Annotated in this window: 31 protein-coding genes; 17 read left to right on the top strand and 14 right to left on the bottom strand. The window is 48.3% G+C overall.

The genetic code is table 11. The features are described from left to right. Positions 1–57: 57 nt before the first annotated feature. The 4 genes from NFHSH190041_RS03370 (at position 58) to NFHSH190041_RS03355 (ending at position 4,309) form a co-directional block, all read left to right on the top strand. Entirely contained in the window at positions 58–2,055 is a 1,998-nt protein-coding gene (locus NFHSH190041_RS03370) for a fumarate reductase flavoprotein subunit (protein WP_261923904.1), read from the top strand. Further along, positions 2,052–2,795: a fumarate reductase iron-sulfur subunit gene (locus NFHSH190041_RS03365; protein WP_261923903.1), complete on the top strand. Its 744-nt coding sequence runs from the start codon at positions 2,052–2,054 to the stop codon at positions 2,793–2,795. Before NFHSH190041_RS03370 ends, NFHSH190041_RS03365 begins: the two co-directional genes overlap by 4 nt. A gap of 63 nt (positions 2,796–2,858) precedes the next feature. Continuing rightward, positions 2,859–3,377 carry a hypothetical protein gene (locus tag NFHSH190041_RS03360; protein ID WP_261923902.1) on the top strand — a complete coding sequence of 173 codons (519 nt, stop codon included), beginning with the start codon at positions 2,859–2,861 and terminating at the stop codon, positions 3,375–3,377. Between the two features lie 326 nt (positions 3,378–3,703). After that, on the top strand, positions 3,704–4,309 hold the full coding sequence (locus tag NFHSH190041_RS03355) for an HAD family hydrolase (protein WP_261923901.1): 606 nt from the start codon (positions 3,704–3,706) through the stop codon (positions 4,307–4,309). 56 nt (positions 4,310–4,365) lie between these two features. On the opposite strand, the gene NFHSH190041_RS03350 is transcribed toward NFHSH190041_RS03355, so the two are convergent. The 3 genes from NFHSH190041_RS03350 to NFHSH190041_RS03340 form a co-directional block, all read right to left on the bottom strand. Then, positions 4,366–5,526 carry a sugar transporter gene (locus NFHSH190041_RS03350; RefSeq protein ID WP_261923900.1) on the bottom strand — a complete coding sequence of 387 codons (1,161 nt, stop codon included), beginning with the start codon at positions 5,524–5,526 and terminating at the stop codon, positions 4,366–4,368. A gap of 422 nt (positions 5,527–5,948) precedes the next feature. Beyond that, on the bottom strand, positions 5,949–6,128 hold the full coding sequence (locus NFHSH190041_RS03345; RefSeq protein WP_261923899.1) for a YhfL family protein: 180 nt from the start codon (positions 6,126–6,128) through the stop codon (positions 5,949–5,951). 390 nt (positions 6,129–6,518) lie between these two features. Further along, entirely contained in the window at positions 6,519–7,316 is a 798-nt protein-coding gene (locus NFHSH190041_RS03340; protein ID WP_261923898.1) for a response regulator, read from the bottom strand. A 249-nt stretch (positions 7,317–7,565) separates the two neighbouring features. On the opposite strand from NFHSH190041_RS03340, the gene NFHSH190041_RS03335 reads away from it, so the two are divergent. Continuing rightward, entirely contained in the window at positions 7,566–8,075 is a 510-nt protein-coding gene (locus tag NFHSH190041_RS03335) for a DUF4240 domain-containing protein (RefSeq protein ID WP_261925022.1), read from the top strand. Between the two features lie 340 nt (positions 8,076–8,415). Further along, a complete protein-coding gene (locus tag NFHSH190041_RS03330; protein ID WP_261923897.1) occupies positions 8,416–8,955 on the top strand; it encodes a DUF3016 domain-containing protein in 540 nt (179 codons plus the stop codon). Between the two features lie 104 nt (positions 8,956–9,059). On the opposite strand, the gene NFHSH190041_RS03325 is transcribed toward NFHSH190041_RS03330, so the two are convergent. Beyond that, complete coding sequence (locus tag NFHSH190041_RS03325; RefSeq protein WP_261923896.1) at positions 9,060–9,365, bottom strand: prephenate dehydrogenase; 306 nt, start codon at positions 9,363–9,365, stop codon at positions 9,060–9,062. 49 nt (positions 9,366–9,414) lie between these two features. Between NFHSH190041_RS03325 and NFHSH190041_RS03320 the strand changes: the two genes are divergently transcribed. Both NFHSH190041_RS03320 and cheD read left to right on the top strand, forming a co-directional pair. Continuing rightward, positions 9,415–10,284: a TraB/GumN family protein gene (locus tag NFHSH190041_RS03320; RefSeq protein ID WP_261923895.1), complete on the top strand. Its 870-nt coding sequence runs from the start codon at positions 9,415–9,417 to the stop codon at positions 10,282–10,284. 98 nt (positions 10,285–10,382) lie between these two features. Beyond that, positions 10,383–11,015: a chemoreceptor glutamine deamidase CheD gene (gene cheD / locus NFHSH190041_RS03315; RefSeq protein WP_261923894.1), complete on the top strand. Its 633-nt coding sequence runs from the start codon at positions 10,383–10,385 to the stop codon at positions 11,013–11,015. Positions 11,016–11,026: 11 nt separating this feature from the next. Here the strand turns inward: cheD and NFHSH190041_RS03310 are convergent, their stop codons facing one another. Then, on the bottom strand, positions 11,027–11,794 hold the full coding sequence (locus NFHSH190041_RS03310) for a methyltransferase domain-containing protein (protein ID WP_261923893.1): 768 nt from the start codon (positions 11,792–11,794) through the stop codon (positions 11,027–11,029). A 226-nt stretch (positions 11,795–12,020) separates the two neighbouring features. Here NFHSH190041_RS03310 and NFHSH190041_RS03305 point away from each other — a divergent pair, with 226 nt between their 5' ends. From NFHSH190041_RS03305 to NFHSH190041_RS03295, 3 genes are all read left to right on the top strand, one after another. Continuing rightward, entirely contained in the window at positions 12,021–12,878 is an 858-nt protein-coding gene (locus NFHSH190041_RS03305) for a MaoC family dehydratase (RefSeq protein WP_261925021.1), read from the top strand. Between the two features lie 196 nt (positions 12,879–13,074). After that, the gene (locus NFHSH190041_RS03300) at positions 13,075–14,787 is read left to right on the top strand and encodes a formate--tetrahydrofolate ligase (RefSeq protein WP_261925020.1); all 1,713 of its coding nucleotides are present in this window, start codon (positions 13,075–13,077) and stop codon (positions 14,785–14,787) included. A gap of 100 nt (positions 14,788–14,887) precedes the next feature. After that, positions 14,888–15,217 (top strand): hypothetical protein, encoded by a 330-nt coding sequence (locus tag NFHSH190041_RS03295; RefSeq protein ID WP_261923892.1) that lies wholly within the window; start codon positions 14,888–14,890, stop codon positions 15,215–15,217. A 10-nt stretch (positions 15,218–15,227) separates the two neighbouring features. Here the strand turns inward: NFHSH190041_RS03295 and NFHSH190041_RS03290 are convergent, their stop codons facing one another. Continuing rightward, positions 15,228–15,353: a hypothetical protein gene (locus NFHSH190041_RS03290; RefSeq protein WP_261923891.1), complete on the bottom strand. Its 126-nt coding sequence runs from the start codon at positions 15,351–15,353 to the stop codon at positions 15,228–15,230. A 227-nt stretch (positions 15,354–15,580) separates the two neighbouring features. Here NFHSH190041_RS03290 and NFHSH190041_RS03285 point away from each other — a divergent pair, with 227 nt between their 5' ends. From NFHSH190041_RS03285 to rraB, 6 genes are all read left to right on the top strand, one after another. Next, positions 15,581–15,877, top strand: a complete 297-nt coding sequence (locus tag NFHSH190041_RS03285; RefSeq protein ID WP_261923890.1) for a hypothetical protein — start codon at positions 15,581–15,583, stop codon at positions 15,875–15,877. 72 nt (positions 15,878–15,949) lie between these two features. After that, positions 15,950–17,194 (top strand): hypothetical protein, encoded by a 1,245-nt coding sequence (locus NFHSH190041_RS03280; protein ID WP_261923889.1) that lies wholly within the window; start codon positions 15,950–15,952, stop codon positions 17,192–17,194. Further along, positions 17,178–18,089: a metal ABC transporter solute-binding protein, Zn/Mn family gene (locus NFHSH190041_RS03275; RefSeq protein WP_261923888.1), complete on the top strand. Its 912-nt coding sequence runs from the start codon at positions 17,178–17,180 to the stop codon at positions 18,087–18,089. The genes NFHSH190041_RS03280 and NFHSH190041_RS03275 overlap by 17 nt, the downstream gene beginning before the upstream one ends. Beyond that, positions 18,086–18,862: a metal ABC transporter permease gene (locus NFHSH190041_RS03270; RefSeq protein WP_261923887.1), complete on the top strand. Its 777-nt coding sequence runs from the start codon at positions 18,086–18,088 to the stop codon at positions 18,860–18,862. Before NFHSH190041_RS03275 ends, NFHSH190041_RS03270 begins: the two co-directional genes overlap by 4 nt. 103 nt (positions 18,863–18,965) lie before the next feature. After that, positions 18,966–19,700 carry a 1-acylglycerol-3-phosphate O-acyltransferase gene (locus NFHSH190041_RS03265; RefSeq protein WP_261923886.1) on the top strand — a complete coding sequence of 245 codons (735 nt, stop codon included), beginning with the start codon at positions 18,966–18,968 and terminating at the stop codon, positions 19,698–19,700. A gap of 34 nt (positions 19,701–19,734) precedes the next feature. Beyond that, positions 19,735–20,124 carry a ribonuclease E inhibitor RraB gene (rraB, locus tag NFHSH190041_RS03260; protein WP_261923885.1) on the top strand — a complete coding sequence of 130 codons (390 nt, stop codon included), beginning with the start codon at positions 19,735–19,737 and terminating at the stop codon, positions 20,122–20,124. A gap of 224 nt (positions 20,125–20,348) precedes the next feature. On the opposite strand, the gene NFHSH190041_RS03255 is transcribed toward rraB, so the two are convergent. The 8 genes from NFHSH190041_RS03255 to mlaF all read right to left on the bottom strand — a co-directional run bounded on the left by NFHSH190041_RS03255 (position 20,349) and on the right by mlaF (position 25,404). Beyond that, entirely contained in the window at positions 20,349–20,486 is a 138-nt protein-coding gene (locus tag NFHSH190041_RS03255) for a hypothetical protein (protein WP_261923884.1), read from the bottom strand. 233 nt (positions 20,487–20,719) lie between these two features. Beyond that, positions 20,720–21,988 (bottom strand): UDP-N-acetylglucosamine 1-carboxyvinyltransferase, encoded by a 1,269-nt coding sequence (gene murA / locus NFHSH190041_RS03250; protein WP_261923883.1) that lies wholly within the window; start codon positions 21,986–21,988, stop codon positions 20,720–20,722. Between the two features lie 9 nt (positions 21,989–21,997). Then, entirely contained in the window at positions 21,998–22,255 is a 258-nt protein-coding gene (locus NFHSH190041_RS03245; protein WP_261923882.1) for a BolA family protein, read from the bottom strand. Positions 22,256–22,362: 107 nt separating this feature from the next. After that, positions 22,363–22,653, bottom strand: coding sequence for a lipid asymmetry maintenance protein MlaB (locus NFHSH190041_RS03240; RefSeq protein WP_261923881.1), 291 nt, complete (start codon positions 22,651–22,653; stop codon positions 22,363–22,365). Beyond that, positions 22,650–23,309 carry a phospholipid-binding protein MlaC gene (locus NFHSH190041_RS03235; protein ID WP_261923880.1) on the bottom strand — a complete coding sequence of 220 codons (660 nt, stop codon included), beginning with the start codon at positions 23,307–23,309 and terminating at the stop codon, positions 22,650–22,652. The genes NFHSH190041_RS03240 and NFHSH190041_RS03235 overlap by 4 nt, the downstream gene beginning before the upstream one ends. 9 nt (positions 23,310–23,318) lie before the next feature. Then, complete coding sequence (gene mlaD / locus NFHSH190041_RS03230; RefSeq protein WP_261923879.1) at positions 23,319–23,789, bottom strand: outer membrane lipid asymmetry maintenance protein MlaD; 471 nt, start codon at positions 23,787–23,789, stop codon at positions 23,319–23,321. 33 nt (positions 23,790–23,822) lie between these two features. Next, positions 23,823–24,602 carry a lipid asymmetry maintenance ABC transporter permease subunit MlaE gene (mlaE, locus tag NFHSH190041_RS03225; protein WP_261923878.1) on the bottom strand — a complete coding sequence of 260 codons (780 nt, stop codon included), beginning with the start codon at positions 24,600–24,602 and terminating at the stop codon, positions 23,823–23,825. Continuing rightward, positions 24,592–25,404, bottom strand: a complete 813-nt coding sequence (mlaF, locus tag NFHSH190041_RS03220; RefSeq protein ID WP_261923877.1) for a phospholipid ABC transporter ATP-binding protein MlaF — start codon at positions 25,402–25,404, stop codon at positions 24,592–24,594. Before mlaF ends, mlaE begins: the two co-directional genes overlap by 11 nt. Positions 25,405–25,449: the final 45 nt, after the last annotated feature.

The raw sequence follows: 25,449 nt of genomic DNA, 5'->3' as shown, positions 1-25,449 counted from the left end.
CAATAAAAGCACAAGATTGAAATTTGGTACCCGACCATCGGGTATTAAGGAGTTAGTGTGAAAATTTTCTATACCGATTCACTGGTTGTCGGCGCAGGCCTTGCTGGTCTGAGGGTCGCCATTGAATCCAAACAGCGCGGATTGGATACCCTGGTTTTATCCCTTATTCCACCAAAACGTTCTCACTCCGCTGCAGCACAAGGTGGTATGCAGGCCAGTTTAGGGAATACCGTCAAAGGTATGGGTGATAACGAAGATGTTCACTTTCAAGATACCGTAAAAGGTTCTGACTGGGGTTGCGATCAAAAAGTCGCCCGTATGTTTGCCCACTGTGCTCCGAAAGCTGTGCGTGAACTGAATAACTGGGGGGTACCTTGGACCCGGGTGACCAAAGGCCCACGTCAGGTTATCGTAAATGCGCAAAAAGTTACCATTGAAGAAGCTGAGCAAGCCCACGGCCTGATTAACGCCCGTGACTTTGGTGGTACTAAAAAATGGCGTACCTGTTACACCTCAGATGGTGCCGGTCACTCTCTATTGTATGCAGCGGACAACAAAGCCATTGAGTTAGGCATCCCAGTCCATGAGCGGGTTGAAGCCCTGCGCCTTATCCATGATGGCAAACGCTGCCATGGTGTGATTGCCCGGGATCTGATCACAGGTGAGCTGCGTGCTTATATCGCCAAGTCCACCACAATTGCGACCGGTGGTTACGGTCGTATCTATGAAGTGTCCACCAACGCGGTGATCTGTGAAGGGGTTGGCCAAGCGCTGGCACTGGAAACTGGGATCGCCAAACTGGGGAATATGGAAGCGGTACAGTTCCACCCAACCGCAATTGTTCCGGTTGGGATTTTGACCACAGAAGGTTGCCGCGGGGACGGTGGTTTGCTGCGTGACAAAGATGGCTACCGCTTTATGCCCGACTATGAACCAGAGAAAAAAGAGCTGGCCAGCCGGGACGTGGTATCTCGCCGTATGACAGAACATATGCGTAAAGGCAAAGGGGTTGACTCCCCTTACGGACCTCACCTGTGGTTAGATATCACCCTGCTGGGCCGCAAACACATCGAAACTAACCTGCGGGAAGTTAAAGAAATCTGTGAATACTTCCTCGGTATTGACCCTGCTGAAGAGTGGATCCCAGTCCGCCCAACTCAGCACTACTCTATGGGCGGTATCCGCACTAATGAAACCGGTGAAAGCCCATCACTGTCAGGCCTGTTCAGTGTTGGGGAAGCCGCTTGCTGGGATATGCACGGATTTAACCGCTTGGGGGGTAACTCTCTGGCAGAAACCGTGGTTGGCGGCATGATTATCGGTTCTTATGTGGCCGATTACTGTGAAAGCCATGAATTAGTCATGGATACCGCTCTGATCGAACAGCATCAAAAACACGTTAAAGATGAAATCGATCAACTGCTAGCCAATAGCAAAGGCGAAAATGTGTTTGAACTGCGTAAAAAAATGCAGCGCACCATGATGGAAGGTGTCGGTATCTTCCGCGATCAGGCCGGATTGGACAAATCCGTGCATGAACTCAAAGACCTGCTTAAACGCAGCCGCAATATTGCTTTAACCTGCAAAAAACGCCATGCCAACCCTGAATTGGTTGAGGCCCTGCGTTTACGCCGGATGCTGAAAGTTGCGCTAACCATCGCCTGTGGTGCGGCAGCCCGGACAGAAAGCCGTGGTGCTCACGCCCGCGAAGACTTCCCACAACGTAACGATAAAGACTGGCTGAAACGGACTCTGTGCAGCTGGCCAGATGAAAATGCCCTAGCGCCCAGCTTGGATTACGAACCATTGGATATTATGGAAATGGAACTGCCTCCTGGGTATCGCGGCTATGGTATCGATAATGCCATCACCCACCCGGATACTGCCAAACGTGAAGCAGAAATTGCTGAAATTATGGCAAAACTGGGGGACAACGCCGATCGCTATGCCATTCAGCAAGCGCTGATGCCATTCGATTTGCCGGAACATCTGCGTCCTAAAAACCAACGTCTGTCTGACATCCTGGCTAACCAATCAGAAGAGAAAGCACAATGAGTCAAGGTCGTACATTAACTTTCAATATTTTCCGTTTCGACCCTCAGGTTCCTAACGACAAACCTAAGATGCAGAGTTTCACCCTGAATGAAACTAACGGGATGACAGTCTTTATCGCCTTGAACCGCCTGCGGGAAGAGCAAGACCCATCACTACAGTTTGACTTTGTATGCCGTGCTGGTATCTGCGGTAGCTGCGCCATGGTCATTAACGGTAAGCCAACCTTAGCTTGCCGGACCCTGACCGCTAACTTTGCCGATGGCAATATTACACTGCTGCCACTGCCAGGGTTTGAGTTGATTGGTGATCTGTCAGTCAACACAGGTAAATTTATGCGCGAACTGGCCGAACGGCTGGGCACTTGGCTGCACCCAAAATCCACCGAGCACAATATCCATACTCTGGAAGCGCCGATGGAACCGGAAGAAGCCACTAAAGTGTATGAATTGGAACGCTGTGTAGAATGCGGTATCTGCGTCTCCTCCTGTGCCACCAAACAGATGCGTGACACCTTTGTTGGGGCAGTGGGCCTGATGAAAATAGCCCGCTTTGAAAAAGACAGCCGCGATGCCCGCAGCGCCGATGATTACTACCACATCATTGGTAACCAGGACGGTGTATTTGGCTGTATGACCTTGCTGGGTTGTCAGGACAACTGTCCAAAAGATCTGCCCCATATGGAGCAAATTGCATACTTGCGTCGCAAAATGGCTAAAACCATTTTTGTGAAAAATATCTAGTATCAAAGCAGGGCTCTCCCCATGGAGAGCCCTTACTGTATCCTGTGTCAGCCGGAGTCTGTTATGTCCCGCAGAACATTAATGGGGTGGGTGATTCTTCTGGGTATAGTGCTGGTTGGCCTGTTTGACTATGGCCTGTACCGCTACGGCATGACCCAGCAGCTCCCCCCCGGAGACAATCACCGTATAGCCACCCGTTATTTTGAATCCCTGCGTACTGACTTTATCTCTCGCTTTGGCTGTAATGGTGAAGATAAAGGATTTTGTGAAGTGTTTGACAACAGTGTGCAACAAAATGCCACTGTGACTGACTATCGACAAGCCTTACTGGCTGAGGTCAGCCATTATCTCAACCGCTGCCTTACCCAATACCAGCATCAAGGCCAACTCTCAGGCCAGTGCCGATTTTTACTGCATTACCAATACACAGACCGTAAAGACAAAAGCCATCCATACACACTCGAACAGGCCTACCGTCTCAGCCCGGAATTTCACAATACCGCACTGGGCTTAGATAAAACCGTTACACTTATCCAGCAACTGACACCCCACGCCACTGCTGACGATGCTTCAAGTCATTAGGAGGCTGTTAACCTTTCAGTTTGTTTTTACCGCGATTTGAGGAGCTTTATACAAGGCTGAGGCTTTGATAGGTAGTTATGCTATCTGATAAGCCGAAAACGCAGTAAAAAACACCCCAAACGCAGCTAAGCGCTCAGCTAAAAACATTTAACCCTTTGTTGAGCGGCCTTACTTAGCATGACCAGGGCGCAAATCACTCGCCCAAATTTATTAAGCGGGCAATAACCCTGCAGCTACCCTCCACAGATAACTGTGGCTGATTTCTCTTGCGCTGAATTAACCGACTGATAACATGCCACCATATTCTATGATGCAACGGCCAGCAGATGAATCTTGCCCTGTTCGACTTTGACGGAACCCTGACTCACCAAGACAGTTTCAGCCGCTTTATGCACTACGCGGTTCCTTGGCCACGGAAACTCAGATATGCCCTGCCGCTTCTAGGCAGCCAACTGGGCTACAAAATGGGATTACTCACCCCGAAACAAGGCCGTGCAAACGCCGTCTATTTAGGTTTAAAAGGGATGGATAGTGAGCATTATTGGCGCCTAGGCCAGCACTTTGCCACCACGGTGATTCCTGCACTACTCAGGAACGATACCCTGACGCAATTACGTTGGCATCAAGCCCAAGGTGATACAGTTGTAGTCGTTTCAGCATCTTTAAACACCTATCTTGCCCCTTGGTGCGCACAGATGGGGGTCATGTTACTGTGCGCCGAATTAGCCATTCAGCAACAACGGCTAACCGGGCAACACCTTGGAGCGGACTGCTGCAACGCAGAAAAGGCTCGCCGTATTCAGGAGCAATTTAATCTTGCTGACTACGGGCGTATTTATGCCTACGGTGATACAACAGAAGATACCGAAATGCTGGCACTTGCAACTGATCCTTATTGGATAAGCCCAAGCACAATACACAGTTTTACTTGATGATCTCGACAGTCAGGGCGCTAACACTCAGCCATCACGACCAAACTGCCGCAATGTTACCGGCGCCTTAACAGTTGCCATAGCGGCAATAATGTTAACAGCAATACCATACAGCCAACGGTGCCGTTATGCTCAACCCCGAGTCGAATGGCCACTTGACTCCCCAGTAAAGCGCCACCGCCGATACCTATATTAAAAATGCCGGAATAAATAGCCATAGCTATATCCGTCTCCCCTGCGGCAAGGGTCAATACTCGAGCTTGTAATGCTAGGCAAGTCAGCATCATAGCTACTCCCCAATACAACACCAGCCCCTGCAACGACCAAAACGACAGACCGGACCATGACAATACGCCTAGACAAATTGCCAACCCGGCAATGGCATTTAATAACAAACTATTGGGATGCCGATTTTGATAACGGCTAAATAGATAGCTGCCCAATATACCAGCCGCACCGAATACCAGCAGGGTAATCGTGGTCACTTCTGCAGAGAAATGCAGGGCTTGCTGGATAAGAGGTTCAAGATAGGTATAACCAGTAAACTGACCTGTGACCGTCACCACAGTTAGCAGATACAGCCAGCATAAAGGGCGATTCCCAATAATAGCTGGCAGGCTGCGTAAATCACCGCTATTTACCACAGGCATTGGCGGCAACCAACGCCATAAAGCTAGCATGATCAATAACGCCACAGCGCCAATCGCCGCAAAAGTCACCCGCCAACCAAAGGTCTCACCGATAACCCGTCCCAGCGGGATCCCCAACACCATAGCGAGTACTGTGCCGGTAGCAAGCAGACTTAGTGCCTGAGATGCCCGCCCCTCGGGTGCCAGTCGCACTGCCATAGCCGCAGTGATAGACCAAAACACACAATGCGCCAGTGCAATACCGATACGGGAGCACAACAATACCGCATAACTTCCCGCTACTGCCGAGAGCATATGACTGACAACAAACAGGGCAAATACCGCGAGTAATAAGCGCCGTCGCTCAGTATTTGCCAGCAACAGCATCGCTGGCAGTGAAACCAGTGCTACCACCCAAGCATAAATGGTTAACATGGGGCCGATTTGCGCTGCTGTCATGGAAAAACTGCGTCCTAAATCAGCCAGCAAACCAACAGGCACAAATTCAGTGGTATTAAAAACGAACGCGGACAGCGCCATCAACACAACGTTAAACCAACTTCGAGATGTGGCAGAAGAACCAGCCATAAATAATACGCCCGCAAAAAAGCCGGCATTGTAAACCAGCATGTCAGTAAAGTAAGTACCGAATATCTCACTGAGTAATGTATTTACCCTGTCTCAAGCCAATGCTCCGGCCCCAAGCTTTTGAAATCATATCCAGAATGTTCACAGATTGTCATTTGATACAATTTCATGGTCACCACAAGATGATCATGATTATTCTCGATAAGAATAACCGCTCAGACTGTAACATTGAAAACAATCAGCCCAATACTTTCTTTAATCGCCGCAATAACCACTCGCATGCAAGCAGATAACATTTCATTGCATATAAAAACAAAAATGACTCAATGATTGACGAACAACCATTGAGCCATTTTCAATCAAGTAATACTAATTACTCAATTCAGTAATAGTTTTTTAATTTTAATAAATTAAATCAGCAATTACTTGTTAGTAGCGTTTTGTGAATCACATGCGCCCAGAGCTGCAGAAACAGAAATAGCAGGAACCAGCAGATAGTCAGTAGAGCAAGACTTATCTTTGTTGTAAGTAGTACCGGTACAGCCAGCAAGGATAGAAACGGCAGCGGCAACGATAGCCAGTTTAACAGTAGCTAATTTCATGTGAATTTTATTCCTGTAATAAGAGATATGGGTTAGAAAAATTCTCCCGCTGCATAATGACTTATTCAAGTTTTTAGGTCTATATTTAAATATAGATAGCGATCACAAAATTTACAGCTTCAGTGAACTTTTTATATTTTTAAAAAATGAAATGCTTTTGATTTAGTATAAAAAATATCTAATTATTATTTTTTAACACAAAATAAATCTATGCCTCCCCAAATTGACTAGCAACTTAACGCATTCTTATTATTTAATCTGATGAATATCTCCCGCAGACAATACACGTAACCTAACAAAATATAATAGAACAATAGATTTACATTAAATAACGTCAAACGAGTCAATAATAATTAATTTTATTACGACTTCATTAACCTCGACAATTGGTTATTCTCCCAATAACTGCTGCAATAAATGTTTTACTAACTGGGGTTCAAACGGTTTATCACACAATGCATTCACCCCATATTGGGTCACATTAGCCAACTGAGCCGAACCTGCATTCGATGACACCATCAAAACCGGAATATGTGATTGTTCACTATGACGACGAATATAGCGGGTTAATTTACACCCATCTACTTCTGGCATATTGTAATCCGTAATGACCAAATCAAATTCCTGCTCCTGTAAAATAAATATGGCCTGCTTGCCGTCAGAGGCCTCAACGATTTGCTGAATACCCAAATTATTGAGCGTCCGGCGGATAATGCCCCGAGATAAGGTAGAGTCATCCACCAGCAACACCCGAACATCCTCAGCATCAAAGCAATCAAGTTCCAATTCCTCTACGCAGAACAGTTGTGCTGCAGCTGATAAGGCCGAATGAAAGTGCGCTAAATCAAAGGGTTTAGGCAAAATCGCAACCACTCCTGCTTGACGGAATACCTCCAGTCTAGCGTGACTTTCTTCACTGGATACCAACATAAATTGGGTGTCTTGCAGACTATCGCAGGTTTTTACATGGGCCAACAACTCCAATGCGGTTCCATCCACAAAATGCATGGCACTGACCATTAAATCTGGTGCAAACTGCGCCGCACTGGCTTTGGCTTCGGCCAGATTTACCGCCGTAGTAATGGTACTGACTCCTTCATTGACCAACTGCTGACAGATTATCTTTTGTTGCGCTTGTGATGGCTCCACCAGCAAAATCGACAATTCAGCAATATTCAGATGTTCCATAATCCATCCTATGCGCACAGCCGCAAAATCTCAGTTGTGTTCAGTTAACTGCTAATCACATTATTGACGCTATATAAGCGTAGCAGAGCCCTGTGGTTATCAGTCCCTTGGCCCGGACGAACATCGCGCTCATCAACAAAAGAAGCCTGCTCACCTGAGTCCTGTAGGATAGCATCCCACCATAACAGGCATTACAATAGCGCCCTCATACCGACACACTGACGGAACAATAACTTGACTGATACAGTAATGACAGAGGCCGAATTTTGGCATTTGGTGACCCGTAATAGGCTGACACAATCGGATACGGAACTGATGGCGCAACTTACCGAGCGCCTAACGCCATTAACCCCAGCACAGCTGGCTGAGTTCGACAAACACTTTGCCAAACAAATGCGCCGCAGTTATCTCTGGACCGTTTGGGGTGCGGCTTATGTGCTGACCGGAATCGACTCAGATTATGGCTTTGCCGAGTTTCGCAGTTATCTGATTTCACTTGGTCAAGAATGGTTTGAAAAAGTCCTAGCAAATCCGGATGATCTGGCCCAGTTGCCAGAGTTTGTCTTAAAAGATGGCTACCCTTACCCATTTCTGGAAGAGTACGATCTGGTTGCCGGTCAATTGTATGAAGACCGCTGTGGGCATGAATTACCATTTGTCCCTTCTGGAAAAAATGCACCTGCAGGCAAAAAGTTTGACGACCGCCCGAAAATGCTAAAAAAAGCCTACCCACAGCTTTGCACTCGCTTTCCATTCTGATGCGACTTCGTTCCAGCCCTCGGTATTGCAGGGTTGGAATAGCCTTGACATGAGATAACCGAAAATAAACCTCATTGCCTATCCGTGACTCCCGTTGTCATCGCGCCATTGCCCCATAACGCCCATAGCGCATGCAACGCGATAGATACCCAAACGAACGCTGCAATTGTGTTAAGCCATAGTTCAGGTTAAATTTCATACAATCCATATGTACCGATAACGACGCAGTTCCGAGTACACGCCTCAGACAGCAGCCCTGTAGTACGTGGCGGATAAAGCAGCCTGGGTAATCTCACAGCCGTTCCGGTTACGGCCGGGGCCTGTTATAAGGAGAGAGAAGATGAAATTACCTTCCACTGTATTAGCAACTCTGGTGGTATTTAGCCCGATAAGTGCCGCAGAGCACCTGCTCAATCCAGTCACGACACAAGAGCCAGTTACAATCACTTGGCAAACCCCGGACAAATACACTGATATTGAAGCCAACGGGGAGTTACAGTCACGCTTTGAACAACGAGTGTTTAAACAACTCACCCAAACATTGGCTCAAAGTGCAGAAAAGGTGCTACAAAAAGGTGAGCAATTACAATTGACTGTAACCAATGTGGATTTAGCCGGTGATGTCAGACCCACCTTCGGTGCGACCAGCAGCGATCTTCGGATCGTCAAAAGTATCTATCCACCCAAAATATCATTCAGTTATAAAGTGATACGAGGGAAAAATGTGCTCATGCACGGCGAAGAAAAACTGACCGATTTAAACTTTCTCGGTGGGATCCGCCCTCTGCGCGACACTGTAGCCATGTATGAAGGTGAATTACTCAAGCACTGGTTCAATCAAACTATTGCCCCACGCCGCGAAGGAGTGCCCCCCAAATAAATTCTCTGCGACTTTTCAAACAACAGTAACAAGCCCGCTGCAGAAGTATCTGTCGCGGGCTTGTTATATTTATCACTGCGAATGCCACAGTCACTGAGCAATAATTAGGCGCGTTTTTTAAATGCTTGCAAGGTCTGCAGCAAGATACCTAACCGCTTAACCATTAACTCTAACTCTTCAGGGCCGGTATCATCAGATTGCATTTCATCCAATTCAGCTGCCAGCTCTTTTACATAAGGTAAAAAACGGTTGCTCTGGGTTAGAAACCCTAAACTATCAGCAAACACATTTTTAAACTTGCCATGCCCGGCCTGCTGCAGTGCATTTAACTTGGCATCGGCATCAATGGCCTGACGGTAAGCCAACTGCAGGTTCTCCTTCAGTTGCCCCAGCACCTTGGTATATGGCATAACCACTCCACTTACAGAAATTAAGCATGAATTATAAGGAGACGAGACTGTGGCAACAAGCAACACAGGCCGAAAGCTGCTAATAGGACTATTAGTCCTGTGCACTATTTTCAGTATTAATGTTAAGGCACAGCCGCAGGATCACCCCCCATTTTTCCATCTAAGCTATCAAGGGCACTCTGCCTGGCTGCTGGGCTCAGTTCATCTTGGTCGCGCCGATTTTTATCCGATGTCAGATATGATTGAACAGGCATTCTCCCAAGCCGCGGCACTGGTAGTGGAAGCCGATACTGACCGCGCAGATGCCATACCGTTATTGCGTCAATACGGTATGCAGCCAGTGACCTTTTCAGCTAAACAACAGCAGGTAATAGCATCATTTTGTCACGATAAAATGCACTTCTGTGCACCACTTAGCGCCTTTTCACCTTGGCTGCAGGCAGTGCAAATCAACCTGCATCGTTACCAAGCAATGGGCTATAGCCCGCAATACGGCGTTGATCAATATTTTATGCAGCGTAGAGGCCAACGCCCGCTCTACCAATTAGAAAGCATGGCAATGCAATACCAACTTCTCGGCAGTTTATCAACCCAGAGCCAGTGGCAGATGCTACAAGATGCGATCACCACGCCAGATAGCGAGATGCTGGCGCTAATTCATGATTGGCGTCAAGGTAAGGATTCCGCATTAACCAAGCTAATTGAAGGGGACATTTCTGATCCGGTGCAATATGCCCTGACAGATAAACTACTCTGGCAACGCAATCACACCATGGCGGACAGTATTATCACCCTGCTGCAACAGCAGAGCAATCATCAGCCATTATTTATTATCATTGGTGCTGGCCATCTGCTGGGCAATCACAGTGTGGTTCAATCATTACGACAAAGCGGTGTTTCGGTAAAGACACTACAGTAACCCCCTCAAGTTAAATACCACAATCTAAGTAGGGGAAATAATCTGCCACGGGTCAAACTCTGACTATACTGGTTGGATGGTAAGCGCAAGGAGGCCAAATGCCAGCACCAGTATCAGACATTATCTACCCAGGCTTTGAGGCCATCCCCCGCTATTGGAACAATCACCATAACAGCATGGTGGCTCGGGTGGACCCAGGTGAATACTACCTTAGCAGCCAAGATGAGTTGATCTTTACCCGGCTTGGATCCTGTATTGCCGCATGTATCTGGGATCCTTTAATGGGCATTGGGGGTCTGAACCATTTCCTGTTACCAGAACGCAAAATACATGATGACTGGCACCAACTCACCAGTTATTCCTGCCGTTACGGTAACTGGGCAATGGAGCAGCTAATTAATGGCATTCAATCTGCTGGCGGCCAGCGCGACAGACTACAGGCTAAAATTTTTGGCGGCGCCAAATTAGGCTCTATGTCCGTTATCAACGTCGGCGAGTCAAACATTGCCTTTGTACGGCAATACCTTGCTACAGAAGGGATTGAAGTTATTGCCGAAGATGTCGGTGGTCACTGGCCGCGCAAGGTGATGTTTCATCCTCAAAGCGGCCGAGTACTGGTAAAACGGCTGGCTTCTGAACCGGTGGAAAGCACCATCAAACAGGAACGTGCCTACCTTGAAGGTGTAGCTCAGCATCAAGGGGACAGCAATGTCGAACTGTTTGGTGACTAAATACTAAAAAGTTAAGCTTTTCGACCAATAAAATGAACATAACGTCCCAGCTGTAGATAGGGTTCCTGACGCGAATAGGCTAACTCCATCTCCAACAGCGCTTGATGATCAAAATCAGCTGGCTGACTTTTTTTCAGATAATCATGGATTACCCGCACACCAGAGCGGCAGGCAAGCTCCAGTTGCCAGCATGCAAACCATTGTTCAACCTGCTTAATATACAAAGGATGCGTTGGCGTTAAGCGCACCTTTTTCTTGATCTTAAAATCAGCTTTAACATAATCAAAATTGCCTGATACCAAGGCATGAAAACGCATCGCTTCAAGATTATAAAACATCAGTGATAACGCCCCGCCACGTCGCAGCAATGGCAATAATCCCGCCAATGTCTGCTCAGCATCCGCTAGCCACTCAGCAACCGCGTGACATAGGATCAGATCAAACTCCCCTAATGCCAATGACGGCAACTGCTGAATAGCACAATGGATCAAACGGATATCCAATGTCGTCTCGGCAGCGCTAATCTGCTCTTGAGCCAAAGCCAACATCTCTTCAGAAATATCACACAGCACCACTTCATGCCCCAATGCGGCTAATTTCTGACTCAGATAACCAAACCCACCACCAGCATCCAAAATCCGCAGTTTGCGCTCAGTCAATGCCGGGCAGGTTTCCATCAAATCACGCCATAGCACTGCTGCCCGGATCTCACCTTTAGGGGTGCCGTAGATATTTTTGGCGAATTTTCGCGCCAATTTGTCAAAATTTTTATCCTGCACAGAGGTAACACAAAGAAGTAAAAGGGGCGCTAGTGTGTCATATCAACTGAAATTTGACGATATCAACAACGACAAAACAGCTAACCCATTGATTTACAGTTGAGCTAAACAGGGCTTAATCCGCCAAGGATACCCATACTGGGCCGGGATGAGATATACTCCGCGTTTTGGTATCACCACAGGTAACCCAGACAAGACTATGCAATATTGTGTTGAATTGAACACGATGCCATCGCTGTTCTCTCTATATCGCAAAATTTTCTTTGGCCGCAAACCCGGGTGGGACGGACAGCCCCTGCCGCATATCAAGGTCAGCTGCGATAATATTCACCTGTCCGTAGCCAATGTTGCCCAGTACGCCAAAGTGTGTGGCTTCGACTTTGACGGTAAACGTCTACCAGTCACTTACCTGCATGTACAGGCATTCCGGCTGCAGGCTTATATCTTCATTCACCCCGGCATTACATTCCCGTTATTGGGGATGATCCATCTACGTAACACTATCAGTAGTTATCGTACCCTGAATGTGGATGAGACATACCGCCTAGAATGTCAGTTACAAAGCAGCACAGAGACAGACTCTGGATTGGAGTTCGCACTGATATCCAAAGCATTTGTTGCCGATGAACTGGTGTGGGAATCCACCTCAACCTATCTGTATCGAATCGAGAAAACTGGCCGGCGAGCCAGACCACCCAAAGCCATGCCGATGGACTGGGATAAACCGGTTCGGTGGCAGCTAAGTGAAGATCTGGGACGTCGATACGCCAAAGCGTCCGGCGACTATAACCTGATCCACCTGCATCCATTGCTGTCTAAACGCTTCGGATTTGATCGAGTTTTGATACACGGTATGTGGTCCAAAGCTCGCTGCATCGCTGAAATGATGCCGGCAATTTCCCACCGACCCTGCTGTGTCGATGTGGCATTTAAACTACCACTGTTTATGCCTGCTGAAGTCACCTTTGCAGCAGAAGCCAATGGAGATGATGCCATCCGCTTTGAACTGCGTGATGGCCGTGGTCGCCGCGCCCATCTCAGCGGTGAATTAACCTTTTTGGAGTCTCAGCCCCAGCAAGATTAACCCTGCCGCGCTATTGGGCATATCAAATAGTTGATAGCCCCGGGCTACCCTATATTGCCGACTATATGAACTGTGTGTTTTATCACACTTTTTCACCGTAACGGTATAGCCCGCAGGCCATTCACCTAATATGAGCAGATATCCGCTACAGCGGATAGGTCTGCCCTTTTGCCCTTTTATAAGAGATGCCATCACCATGCTCAGTGATATTGAAATTTCCCGTCAGGCCACGCTGGCCGACATCAGTCAAATTGCCACCAACCTTGGCTTGCAACCCAATGAGCTGACCCTATTTGGTCATACCAAAGCTAAGGTCAATCTCAGCGTCCTCAAGCGTTTGCCTCAAGCCACTAAGGGTAAACTGATTATTGTAACTGCGGTGACCCCGACCCCATATGGAGAGGGAAAAACCGTGACCACCTTAGGGCTAACCCAATCTTTGCAAGCAATTGGCAAACAGGTCTGTGCCTGTATCCGTCAACCCAGTATGGGGCCAGTATTTGGTGTTAAAGGCGGCGCGGCGGGGGGCGGTTATGCCCAAGTCGTGCCCATGGAAGAGATGAACCTGCACCTAACCGGCGATATTCATGCTGTTACCAGCGCCCATAATCTGGCGGCAGCGGCATTGGATGCTCGGCTATTTCATGAAACTCAATTAGGTGCCGAAGTCTTTGCCGCGCAAACCGGACTGACACCACTGAATATTGATCCTGAGCAAATCTGCTGGCACCGGGTGTTAGACAATAATGAGCGCAGTTTGCGTACCATTACGGTAGGGTTGGGAGCCAATAATGGCCCCGCCCATGAATCTAGCTTTGATATCAGTGCAGCTTCTGAACTGATGGCAATTCTGGCGCTAAGTCGCTCACTGAGCGATATGCGCCAGCGTATTGGCGCTGTGGTACTGGCTTATGATCGCCAAGGGCAAGCCATTACCGCTGAAATGTTAGGGGTAGCAGGCGCCATGAGCGCCATTATGGCTGAGGCGATTAAACCCACCTTGATGCAAACACTTTCCGGCGCCCCTTGTCTCGTGCATGCCGGCCCCTTTGCCAATATCGCCCATGGTAATTCATCCATAATTGCCGATGATATAGCCCTGCGATTGGCAGATTTTGTGGTCACAGAGGGTGGTTTTGGCTCAGATATGGGGTTTGAAAAATTCTGTAATATCAAAACCAGAGCTTCAGGTCATACCCCCGATGCTGCGGTACTGGTCACTACGCTTAAAGCATTAAAGGCCAATTCAGGCATTAAGTCGGCACTGCCAATCACGGCCCCAGACACAGAAAGATTACAGGCAGGGTTTGCTAATCTGGCCTGGCATATTGCCAATGTGCAGCAATACGGCATCCCTGTGGTGGTTGCCATAAACCAATTCCCCACTGATACCCAGGAAGAACTTGACTGGCTGAAACAGCAAGTACTGGCTAATGGCGCTTTTGGCTGTGAAATCAGCCAAGCTTTTGCCCTGGGTGCTGATGGCGCCACAGCGCTTGCCCAAACCATTGTGAGCGCGACCCAAACTGAGGCAAATTTCCACTATTTGTACGACACCCAGCAGCCATTAACAGACAAACTGACCCAATTGGCACAAAAAGGCTATGGTGCTGAAGGCGTTAGCCTAAGTGAAAAAGCACAGCGCCAACTGGCTCAACTTGAGGCACAAGGGTATGGTCACCTCCCCTTGTGTATGGCAAAAACCCCCATGTCTATCAGCCATGATGCCAAGCTAAAAGGGGTGCCAAGTAGATTTGTTATCCCGGTAACTGAGCTGAAACTCAATGCCGGTGCTGGATTTATTACCGTACTGATGGGCAGTGTGATGACCATGCCAGGATTAGGGATAAAACCCGCTTATTTGCAAATCGACATTGATGAAGATGGCAATATCCAAGGATTGTCATAACCCGGATAAAACTGATGCTATCCCCTAATGCCGCCGCAGGGGATATTCATCGGCACAATTAAGGTAGAATGGCATCTTTATCCCGTCAGGACAGCTAAAGATGATATGTCCCAACTGCAATAAAGCCATTTCCGTCACTCAAATCCAGGCCCAGCGCGGCAAGGGACTGCATGCTGAATTTCAATGCCCGCATTGCCAAGCTTGGCTCGGGCGCACTGCATTATTGATGCGCTTTAAAATCTTAGGGTTTTATCTCGCCGTCATTATGGCAATTGTGACCTGGATCTGGCCCCATACCCGACATTTTGGTATCCCCGTTGCCATTATGGCGTTGATCTTATTATTGGTCAGTCATCTGATGGATCAGCTTAAAGTGACCCAAGTTCCTGAGCCTAAAGACGACAGTGAGCAACGACAGAAATACCGCTAAACAATCAAGATTAATTAATCACCTGTTCTTGACCGGCTAATGTCGCTTCAACCCACCAGATCCCCCCCAAGATAACGGCCAGGAACAGGATAACAAAAACGATCAGCCCCAAATTTGCCCGTAAAAACGCCAACATAAGTCACCCCATCTAGCATTAACCAATTGAATATATTTACGTTTACACTTTCCTGACGTCCACTCTAGGCGGGCTAACTTAAGTCAGTCTTAAATGCCCCCTTTATGTAAGCATTCAGTAATCTTTTCGCGTCAGAAATCACTAAAAAGGTAACTGTGGTGTAAATTTTACTGGTATTTATCGGCCATTTTGTCGACAATTGGCCTGTTTTGGCAATGGAACTGAATGTGAAACGATTTTCTGCAGCAACAATCTGGTTATGTTTGTGCCTGCTGATCAGCTGGGCAGGACCTTTTATTGCTGCGCCAGCACACAGTCTGTCCCATCTACAAGAGACTGACACATCTTTGCACCAGTGCCACTGGTGTCAGCAGCAATCCCAGCTGCAACATGCTTGTCTTAGCCAACAGCCACAGTTACCTCAAGTTGCCACAACCGTCATCGCCCCTTGTTTACAACTTCGGAGTTACGCTTCAACGCCGCAATTCCATTACGCCAGTCGCGCACCGCCACAGCACCATTAAACACCGACCACAGTAATGTCTTTTTTGCCTGCCGGCATGCCGGTGGGCTCGGGTTTATATGGAGTATTTATTATGGAATTATGCACATCAATACTGCCCCTTACGCGCCATCTTGTCTTAAGTACAGTTTGCCCAGTGTTGCTACTTAGCTTTAGCGCTCAAGCGCAAAATGCCAGCTTAACCAATCCAAATATCAGCGCCGTATTGGATGGTTATTATCAGCAGGGAAACCGCATACTGAATGGCCGGAACGATGGTTTTGGGTTGGGGGAAACCGAGCTGGCTATCAGTGCCAATATCGATGATCTATTTTATGGCAAAATCACCACTGTACTGGCAGTAGGTGATGGTGATACCGAACTGGAATTAGAAGAAGCATTTATCCAAACGCTGGCATTACCTGCCGGTTTCGCACTGCGAGGCGGGCGCTTTTTATCTGATATCGGTTACCTGAATAATCAACATCTTCATACCGATAACTTTGTTGATCGTCCAGCTCTGTACCGGGCTTTTTTTGCCAGCCATTACTTTGATGATGGATTGAGATTAAGTTATCTCGCCCCCACAGCGCTTTACTGGCAACTGGGTGCAGAAGCCTTTTCAGGCCGCAATTTACGTGCTGCTGACACAGAAGGAAATAGGGATTATGCCAGTGTCGGAGTGTATACCGCCTTTAGCAAATTCGGCGGCGATATCAGTGATTCATCTTCCTGGCAGTTAGGGCTGAGTTATCTGCATAACCGTAATGGTCAAGGCATGTTTGATGAACATAACCACGGCGAGCCACTCAGTCAGCCCGATGACCATGGCCACAGCCATACTGCAGCCTATACTGGGCGTCACATCTATGGTGTGGATTTAGTCTACAAGTGGGCGCCTCAGGGCAATTATAAATACCGCCACCTCAGTCTCAGCGGGGAGTTTTTCTATGTTGATGGTTTTTTACCCGCCCAAGACTCACACCACGAGCCAGAAGATGAGCATCATGAAAGCACGATAGAAAACACTGAGCACAGCCATAGCAGTGACAGCCAGCAAGGCTGGTATGTCAGTGCCGTCTATCAGTTTGCTCCTCAGTGGTCGACAGGCGTGCGCTATGGCCAGGCTGATATGCTGACTTTGCATGGTGAGCATGCCGACACTCAGCAGCTCAAAGAAACTGAAATGATGCTGGCCTGGCACCACAGCCATTTTTCCACCGTTAGACTGCAGTACAGTCACCAGCAAGGGCAAAATTTACAAGGAATTGAAGACGATAATCTTGTCACTTTGCAATATGTTATGACTCTGGGGGCCCACAGTGCACATCAATTCTAACGCGTTGCAAGCCGTCATATTGCTCAGTGTCATCTGGATAATGCCCCCGGCTCAGGCGGCACTCAATGTGTTTGCCTGTGAGCCGGAATATGCCGCCTTAGCGCAAGAACTGGCACCGGATGCCAATGTCTACAGTGCAACCACGGCTCTGCAAGACCCCCATCAGATCCAAGCCAGACCCAGTTTGATCGCCCAAATGCGCCGCGCGGATTTAGTCATCTGTGCTGGTGCAGAGCTGGAAGTTGGCTGGCTGCCCATGTTGCAACAAAAAGCCGCTAACCCTGCAGTGCAACCGGGGCAGCCGGGGTTATTTTATGCCGCAGAGCAAGTGGAAACCCTAGATAAACCAACCCGGATTGATGCGGCCATGGGGGATGTTCACGCCGGGGGCAATCCCCATGTCCATCTTGATCCTCACCGGCTACTGCAAATAGCCCAAGCACTGACAGTACGCCTTAAGCAATTGGAGCCGGCAAAAACGGCTTTTTATCAACAGCAATTTGACCATTTTGCTCAACGTTGGCAGCAGAGTATTACCCGCTGGCAACAGTTAGCAAAGCCCCTGCACGGCAAGCAAGTCATCGGTTACCACAGCAGTTTTCGCTATCTGTACCATTGGCTGGGGATTAATCAGGTGGCAGATTTAGAGCCCAAACCTGGGCTACCGCCATCATCGTCCCATCTGGCAACCCTGCTTAGCCGGGCCAAACAGGGCGATATTGATGCCATTATCACCGCGAGCTATCAGGACCAAATCGGCGCCAACTGGTTGGCCGACAAAACCAACTTACCTCAGGCGGTACTGCCGATTTCTATTGGCGGAGATAAGCAAAGTCAAAACCTTTTTGCCTTGTACGACAGTCTAATTACAAGGCTGATAAAGGTGTTGCAATGACCACTGAGCTGTTGACCATCTTATTGCCAGCCTTGGCAGCCGGACTGCTGATCCTAACGACCCATGTGCTATTGGGTCGTCAGGTGCTGAGGCGCGGCATTATCTTTATAGATTTAGCCATTGCCCAAGTCGCGGCATTAGGCTCGGTAATCATGCATTTGCTACCAGAGCCGCTTCTGCCGGGTATTACGCTCCTATTACCCACGCTGGCCGCCTTAGGCGCAGCCGCATTGATCGCTTGGTTGGAAAAACACTTGTCGCAACAACTGGAAGCCATTATTGGTTGTCTCTATGTGTTAGCGGCAGCCATGGCAGTGCTATTGCTAGCACAAGATCCCCATGGCGCTGAAATTCTGACTCGGATGCTCGATGGCCAAATACTCTGGCTGTCTTGGTCACAACTCATGGTACCGACCCTATTCAGTGCCGGATTACTCCTGTTGTTATGGCGCTATCCCGCGCTATTACAGGGGCGCTGGTTTTACCTGCTGTTCGCCCTGCTGATCACCCAATCCGTTAGTCTAGTTGGCGTCTATTTGGTCTTTAGCAGCCTGATTATGCCAGCACTGGCCATACAACACCGCGCTGGCCGGTATCAATTGTTACATTGCTACCTGATAGGCGTTTTAGGCTACCTTGTCGGATTAGTATGCTCTGCACTGTGGGATCTGCCTTCCGGGGCAACAATCGTCGTTGCACTGGCCATAATTGCACTACTCTACGCCGCCATTGAGATGATTTTCAGCCAACAGAGGAAAAGGTTAACTAACTGATTTTTAAGGATGGACATTAATTAAGCGTACACCCGTTACCAAAGGATTGAGCGACAGAACAATGCTGGCTATACTGTCGCCAATTTTTTCGCCGGAGACTGTCGTGCTATTAATCGTCAGAAGTCTGCTGCTGGCCATCATGCTGATGCTGGCTTTCGTTTTTGGGGGCCTGTATTGCCTGTTCAGACCCAGACACAGAGATAATGTACATATGTTCGCCAAGCTATTTTCAGCTGTGGCACCCGTGTTAGGTATTAAGGTCATTGTCCGTCAGCCTCAAACGCCTTCACCTTCACCCTGTATTTATCTGGCTAATCACCAAAATAATTACGATATGTTTACCCATACTGCCGCAGTACCTAAAGGCACTGTCAGTCTGGGGAAAAAAAGTATTGTGTGGATGCCACTATTTGGCCAGATTTACTGGCTGTCTGGTAATATTTTGATCGACCGTAATAACCGGCACAAAGCCTTTAGCACCATGGCGGATACGGCTCGGAAAATTAAAGAAAAGTGTCTGTCGGTCTGGATCTTTCCAGAAGGAACCCGCAGCAGAGGGAAAGGATTGCTGCCCTTTAAGGCTGGTGCGTTTCATACCGCGATTGCAGCTGGCGTCCCCATTGTGCCTGTTGTTGCTTCAAACCAAAGTAATATCCACCTTAATCGCTGGAATAATGGGGTGGTTATTATCGAGGTCATGGCACCAATTTCCACAGAGGGACTGAGTAAAGAAGATGTAAAGCCCCTATCGGCTAAGGTACACAGCTTGATGGCGGACAAACTGGCAGAACTGGATCACGAGGCTGGCAGCATGATGGGGAAACCCGCTGCGGTCTGATATACTCCCGCTGCTGACTATTTTGGAGATACCCATGTCAATTGAACGTTTGCTGCAGGAGCAGCTGGAAGAAAACCGCGATATCGTACAGGCGCTGTTAGACGACGGTTCTGATCCGGATGCGGAATACACCATCGAGCACCATTTCTGCTGCACCAATTTCGACCGACTGGAAAAAGCCGCGGTTGATGCTTTCAAACTGGGTTTTGAAGTCAATGATGCAGAAGAGATGGAACTAGAAGATGGTGGTGTAATCTACTGTTTTGACGCCATCGCCAACCATGCATTAAAACTGCCATTATTGGATCAGGCCTGTGAGCAACTGATTGCACTGGCAGCCAAACATAAAGTGGATTATGACGGCTGGGGCACCTATTTTATCGGTGATGAGCTGCCTGAAGATGATGATGAGACACTGCATTAATCTGCAGCGCTATGATTAAAAACCCGCCCTGTGCGGGTTTTTTCTTATCTGATGTTGTCTCACTTTCCAGCTAACTCATATGTGGTATGACTACCTGTTTGCTGAAGGAAACACAGATGGATACAGGAAAATATCAGAATAAAATCACAACAAAAATGGAAGGAATAGATATTCAATAAAGTATACCCGGAGCACAGTGCGGTGCCCCAGGATACACATCAAAACTACTTGGTAGTGCCCTCAACAGTGTTGCCAGCTGTCATTCTGGCCTGCTTTTTCGCGGCTTTAGCAGCACGTTTCTCTTTCAAACTGTGTTGAGGTTGTTTTTTGACGTTCTTACTTGAATGGTGCTCTTTGCTCATAAGTATTCTCCGTTGCCTGTTATGCAGCAGCATTAACAGCGCATCAAGTCTAGCAATATTCACAAACAGCTGGAGACTGGTCTGGGGCTGCGAATGCAGCGAGAGAGAAGTTGCCAGTTGTGGTAACCCTTTGTTACCTTCGATTAGTTTACTCCTGAAACAAATCTGATGGCAATGTGCTGAAGTCACAAAAAAGGCACTGATAACAGTGCCTTTCACTCAGACAATTAGGTTCAAGCTTCGCTGTGGATCCGTTCCACAGTGCCATTTAAACCTTTGAACTTGTCTTCAATATGCTCATAACCACGATCAAGGTGATAGATACGATCCACAATGGTGATACCGTCAGCCATCAAACCCGCAATCACCAAGCTAGCAGAAGCGCGCAAATCAGTTGCCATTACCTGAGCCCCGCTTAAACGCTCAACCCCATGAATAATACAGGTATTGCCTTCCAGCTCCATATCAGCTCCCATACGGAGTAATTCAGGAACATGCATAAAGCGGTTTTCAAAAATGGTTTCAGTAATGGTTGCCGTACCTTCGGCTAAGGCATTCAATACGCAAAACTGCGCCTGCATATCGGTGGGAAAGCCTGGATAAGGTACTGTCTTAATATTCACTGCGCGAGGACGCTGCCCCTGCATATCCAGCTCAATCCAATCTGCCCCTGTGGTGATTTTCGCCCCAGCGTCTTCCAACTTGGCTAACACAGCTTCCAAAGAAGCAGGATCAGCATCAAGACAACGGATACGTCCACGGGTCACAGCTGCCGCGACCAAGAAGCTACCGGTTTCAATCCGATCCGGCATCACCCGATAATGACAGCCATTGAGCTTTTCAACCCCTTGAATACGCACTGTCGCGGTACCCGCACCTTCAATTTTGGCACCCATGGCGATCAGGCAGTTTGCCAGATCAATCACTTCGGGCTCCCGGGCGGCATTCTCAATCACAGTCTCACCGTCAGCAAGCGCTGCGGCCATCAGCAGGTTTTCCGTCGCCCCAACACTGACCATATCCATAAAGATATGTGCGCCTTTCAAGCGGCCGTCGACCCGAGCCTGAATATAGCCTTCTTTAACCTCAATTTGGGCACCCATTTGCTCCAATCCCTGCAGATGCAGGTTCACCGGACGGGCACCAATAGCACAACCACCCGGCAGGGAAACATCAGCTTTACCGTAACGGGCTAACAGAGGACCTAAAATAAGAATGGAGGCGCGCATGGTTTTAACCAAATCATATGGCGCACAAAATTCATTCAGTGAATGGGTATTGATCCGGATCTCACCCTGGCCGGATTCAGTCACCTCAGCGCCAAGACAGCGCAGCAGTTTGCAACTGGTGCTGACATCACGCAACTGGGGAACATTGGTCAGTACAAATTCAGTTTCAGCCAGTACCCCGGCCATCAGAATTGGTAAGGCGGCATTTTTAGCACCGGAAATCACAACATTACCGGCTAAAGCCCCATTAGCCTGAATTTTTAATTTATCCACGTAGCCTCTCTACATTGGCATGTTGAAAACTTTTTCGCGTTTCCATTGAGTCGGCGTGAAAGTTTTAATGGTTACAGCATGCAACTGACCGCTGGTGATGTGTTCCATCAACGGACCATACACAGCCTGTTGCTGTTTAATGCGGCTCAGGCCGTCGAAACATTCGCCAACAGCAATCACCTTGAAATGACTGCCATCAGTGCTGATGTGCGCCTCTTCCAGAGACAACGCGTCAATCAGCATCTTTTCGATATCTTTACATTCCATGATTGATTACCTTAAGTTTGAAGATTACCTATTGTAAAATCACCGGTATTCCGTCCGGTGTATCTTGCCTTGCGGCAAGTTTATCACCCCGGCATCCACGGTAGTCATCAATGATGACTACTAAAAAATGCCTGTAGGTTATAAAGCGCGATCAAACGGCATAATTGCTCTGATGGTGCAATTAACCGCACTTGGGTATCTGTTGCGGTAGTTTGTTGCCAAAGCTGCAGCAAAAATGCCAATCCAGCACTATCACTGTAATTTAGCTCAGACAAATCAAGGTAACGTGTTTCTGCCGTTAATAGCTGTTGGTGCCTTGGCCACAAACCAGCAATATCCTCCAGTTGCAAACTACCACTGATATAACAAGTCTCACCATTATGCCGAAGTGTTATCATGCGGCCTGCTCATGGGCGGAAGATTTTTCCGTAATACTATCAGCCGCTTTTTCTTTTAGCAGCTTGATAACAGCATCTAACCCTTGCTGACGGATCAACACATCAAATTCTGAAGTTTTAGAGCGCAATAAACTAACGCCTTCGGCAATCATATCAAACGCTTTCCAGCTACCATCTTTTAGACGGCGCACCTTGAAAGCGACTTTGATATCTGGCCGCCCCGCTTCAATAATCCGTACATCAACTTGCAACTGTTTTTGATCGGCGTATCCCCGACCAGGATCAAACTCCACAGTTTGATTGGTATAAGCAGTAAATGCCTGGGCATAAGTGGTGACCAAATACCCTTCAAAAGCATCAGCAAATGCCTGACGCTGCTGCGGTGTGGCACTGCGAACATAGCGCCCCATGGCCTTAAGTGCCGCATATTTATAGTCAACATACGGCATGAGCTCTTGGGCAACAATCACCTTCAAGTAGTTTTTATCCGCATCAATTTTGGTCTTGTCGGCATGGAAACGCGCAAAGGTTTGATTTGCTACCGCCTTCATCATGGCATAAGGATTATGCGTATCAATTTGCGTCTGAGCCTGACTAACACAAGCTACCGCTGCCAAACACAGGCCTAGTAGGCCGCTTAACATACCTTTCCACATGGGGTACTCCTATTTATCTTTGCCCATACTGTAAAGAAACTGACCGATTAAGTCTTCCAGTACCAATGCGCCATGGGTATCTTCAATCGTGTCACCATTACCCAGCATGGAAACATCCTCATCCACAAATCCCGGCGTCAGTCCCAAAAATTGCTCACCAAGCAGCCCTGAAGTCAAAATAGCAATACTACTGGTATCCGGAAACTGGTTATAACGCTTTTCAATGCTCATGGTCACCACCGGCTCTAGTCTGACGGGATCCAACGTGATGCTGCTGACCCTGCCCACAACCACACCACCGACCTTCACCGGTGAGCGCACTTTCAGCCCACCAATGTTGGTAAAGGTGGCTTTCAGGGTATAGGCCTGATCAGCAGACTGCATATCCACATTCGCGACTTTAAATACCAATACTAAAAATGCAGCCAGGCCCGCGAGCAAAAAGCCCCCGACCATAATTTCAATTTTCCGACTCAACATACTTTATTACCTGTTCTTATCTATGCTGCGCACTTAGCCAAACATCATGGCTGTCAGCAGAAAATCCAGCGCTAATACAGCTAGGCTAGACTGCACCACAGTCTGGGTTGTGGCTTTACTGATCCCTTCCGGATTCGGCACCACCTGATAGCCCCGATATAGGGCAATCCAAGTCACAACCACGGCAAACACACCACTCTTAATCAGGCAGTTAACGATATCTTGCCGCCACTCGACCGACGCCTGCAAAATAGACCAGAAGGTGCCCTGATCAATTCCTTTCCATTCAACCCCAACCAAATGGCCACCGAGGATCCCCACTGCGGTAAACATCACCGCCAATAGCGGCATACTGATCACCCCTGCCCAAAACCTTGGAGCGATAATCTGCCTCAGGGGATCGATAGCCATCATCTCAAGGCTGGATAACTGCTCGGTACTTTTCATCAGTCCAATTTCAGCCGTCAGTGCACTACCTGCCCGCCCAGCAAATAGCAGCGCCGTTACTACAGGACCGAGTTCCCGCAGCAGGCTCAGTGCCACCATGGGGCCAAGACTTTCTTCTGTGCCAAAATCCACCAAAATGGTGTATCCCTGTAGCGCCAGCACCATGCCGATAAACAGACCGGAGACCAGCACAATCACCATGGATTGCACCCCAACGACATAAATCTGTTTTATCAGTAATGGCAGCCCCTTGCGTGGATTAGGCACACGGCACACCGCACCCCACAACATCAATCCAGCCCGGCCCAAACCGGCTACCGTCTCGATGGCACTGCGACCCAGCGCAGCAACGGCATCAAGCACCATGACGTAACTCCTGTACAAACTCTTTTGCCGGATAATGAAAAGGCACCGGGCCATCTGGCTCACCGCGCAAAAACTGCTGTAGCTCAGCATTATCTTCGGCTTGATACAGGGCCTGCGGTGTACCCTGTGCTATCAGTTTTTTCCCAGCCAGAACATAGACGTAATCAGCAATACTCATCACCTCTGCCACATCATGTGAAACCACAATCGAGGTGAGATTTAATGCATGGGATAATTCACGGATAAGCTTAACCAATACCCCCATAGAAATCGGGTCCTGCCCAGCAAATGGCTCATCATACATTACCATCTCCGGCTCCATGGCAATCGCCCGGGCAAGGGCTGCCCGGCGTTGCATCCCACCGGATAACTCATTCGGCATCAACTGCGCTGCGCCGCGTAGCCCTACAGCTTCCAGCTTCATCAGCACCAGAGTGCGGATTAAGGGTTCAGGCAATTTGGTGTGTTCCCGCAGCGCAAATGCCACATTGTCAAACACATTCATATCGGTAAACAGTGCGCCGCTCTGAAACAGCATGCTCATCCGTTTACGCATAGCAAATAATGACTTACGACTGGCTTGATGCACATTTTCACCATCAAACAGTATCTCACCACTATCCGGTGTTAACTGGCCGCCAATTAATTTCAGCAGCGTCGTTTTACCGATGCCGCTGGGGCCCATAATAGCCGTCACTTTACCCCGGGGGATTGTCAGACTGATATCGTCATAAATGACTCTGTCGCCCCGCCGAAATCCAAGATTACGGACTTCCACTAGGGGTGCTGAATTCTGGGTCATGTTTCATTCCGACCATTGTGATACAGAAAAACAAGAAAAATGCCT

The organism is Shewanella sp. NFH-SH190041 (genome assembly GCF_024363255.1).
In the GTDB taxonomy this organism is placed as follows: domain Bacteria; phylum Pseudomonadota; class Gammaproteobacteria; order Enterobacterales; family Shewanellaceae; genus Shewanella.
The sequence above is the reverse complement of the archived record's forward strand: the minus strand, read 5'-3'. Positions and strand labels throughout refer to the sequence as shown.

Bases quoted from the DNA above. Each gene is read 5' to 3' on its own strand.
- NFHSH190041_RS03365 (WP_261923903.1), top strand. From the start codon at position 2,052: ATGAGTCAAGGTCGTACATTAACTTTCAATATTTTCCGTTTCGACCCT.
- NFHSH190041_RS03360 (WP_261923902.1), top strand. From the start codon at position 2,859: ATGTCCCGCAGAACATTAATGGGGTGGGTGATTCTTCTGGGTATAGTG.
- NFHSH190041_RS03355 (WP_261923901.1), top strand. From the start codon at position 3,704: ATGAATCTTGCCCTGTTCGACTTTGACGGAACCCTGACTCACCAAGAC.
- NFHSH190041_RS03350 (WP_261923900.1), bottom strand. From the start codon at position 5,526: ATGGCTGGTTCTTCTGCCACATCTCGAAGTTGGTTTAACGTTGTGTTG.
- NFHSH190041_RS03345 (WP_261923899.1), bottom strand. From the start codon at position 6,128: ATGAAATTAGCTACTGTTAAACTGGCTATCGTTGCCGCTGCCGTTTCT.
- NFHSH190041_RS03340 (WP_261923898.1), bottom strand. From the start codon at position 7,316: ATGGAACATCTGAATATTGCTGAATTGTCGATTTTGCTGGTGGAGCCA.
- NFHSH190041_RS03335 (WP_261925022.1), top strand. From the start codon at position 7,566: ATGACAGAGGCCGAATTTTGGCATTTGGTGACCCGTAATAGGCTGACA.
- NFHSH190041_RS03330 (WP_261923897.1), top strand. From the start codon at position 8,416: ATGAAATTACCTTCCACTGTATTAGCAACTCTGGTGGTATTTAGCCCG.
- NFHSH190041_RS03325 (WP_261923896.1), bottom strand. From the start codon at position 9,365: ATGCCATATACCAAGGTGCTGGGGCAACTGAAGGAGAACCTGCAGTTG.
- cheD (WP_261923894.1), top strand. From the start codon at position 10,383: ATGCCAGCACCAGTATCAGACATTATCTACCCAGGCTTTGAGGCCATC.
- NFHSH190041_RS03305 (WP_261925021.1), top strand. From the start codon at position 12,021: ATGCCATCGCTGTTCTCTCTATATCGCAAAATTTTCTTTGGCCGCAAA.
- NFHSH190041_RS03300 (WP_261925020.1), top strand. From the start codon at position 13,075: ATGCTCAGTGATATTGAAATTTCCCGTCAGGCCACGCTGGCCGACATC.
- NFHSH190041_RS03295 (WP_261923892.1), top strand. From the start codon at position 14,888: ATGATATGTCCCAACTGCAATAAAGCCATTTCCGTCACTCAAATCCAG.
- NFHSH190041_RS03290 (WP_261923891.1), bottom strand. From the start codon at position 15,353: ATGTTGGCGTTTTTACGGGCAAATTTGGGGCTGATCGTTTTTGTTATC.
- NFHSH190041_RS03280 (WP_261923889.1), top strand. From the start codon at position 15,950: ATGGAATTATGCACATCAATACTGCCCCTTACGCGCCATCTTGTCTTA.
- NFHSH190041_RS03270 (WP_261923887.1), top strand. From the start codon at position 18,086: ATGACCACTGAGCTGTTGACCATCTTATTGCCAGCCTTGGCAGCCGGA.
- rraB (WP_261923885.1), top strand. From the start codon at position 19,735: ATGTCAATTGAACGTTTGCTGCAGGAGCAGCTGGAAGAAAACCGCGAT.
- NFHSH190041_RS03255 (WP_261923884.1), bottom strand. From the start codon at position 20,486: ATGAGCAAAGAGCACCATTCAAGTAAGAACGTCAAAAAACAACCTCAA.
- NFHSH190041_RS03245 (WP_261923882.1), bottom strand. From the start codon at position 22,255: ATGGAATGTAAAGATATCGAAAAGATGCTGATTGACGCGTTGTCTCTG.
- NFHSH190041_RS03240 (WP_261923881.1), bottom strand. From the start codon at position 22,653: ATGATAACACTTCGGCATAATGGTGAGACTTGTTATATCAGTGGTAGT.
- NFHSH190041_RS03235 (WP_261923880.1), bottom strand. From the start codon at position 23,309: ATGTGGAAAGGTATGTTAAGCGGCCTACTAGGCCTGTGTTTGGCAGCG.
- mlaD (WP_261923879.1), bottom strand. From the start codon at position 23,789: ATGTTGAGTCGGAAAATTGAAATTATGGTCGGGGGCTTTTTGCTCGCG.
- mlaE (WP_261923878.1), bottom strand. From the start codon at position 24,602: ATGGTGCTTGATGCCGTTGCTGCGCTGGGTCGCAGTGCCATCGAGACG.
- mlaF (WP_261923877.1), bottom strand. From the start codon at position 25,404: ATGACCCAGAATTCAGCACCCCTAGTGGAAGTCCGTAATCTTGGATTT.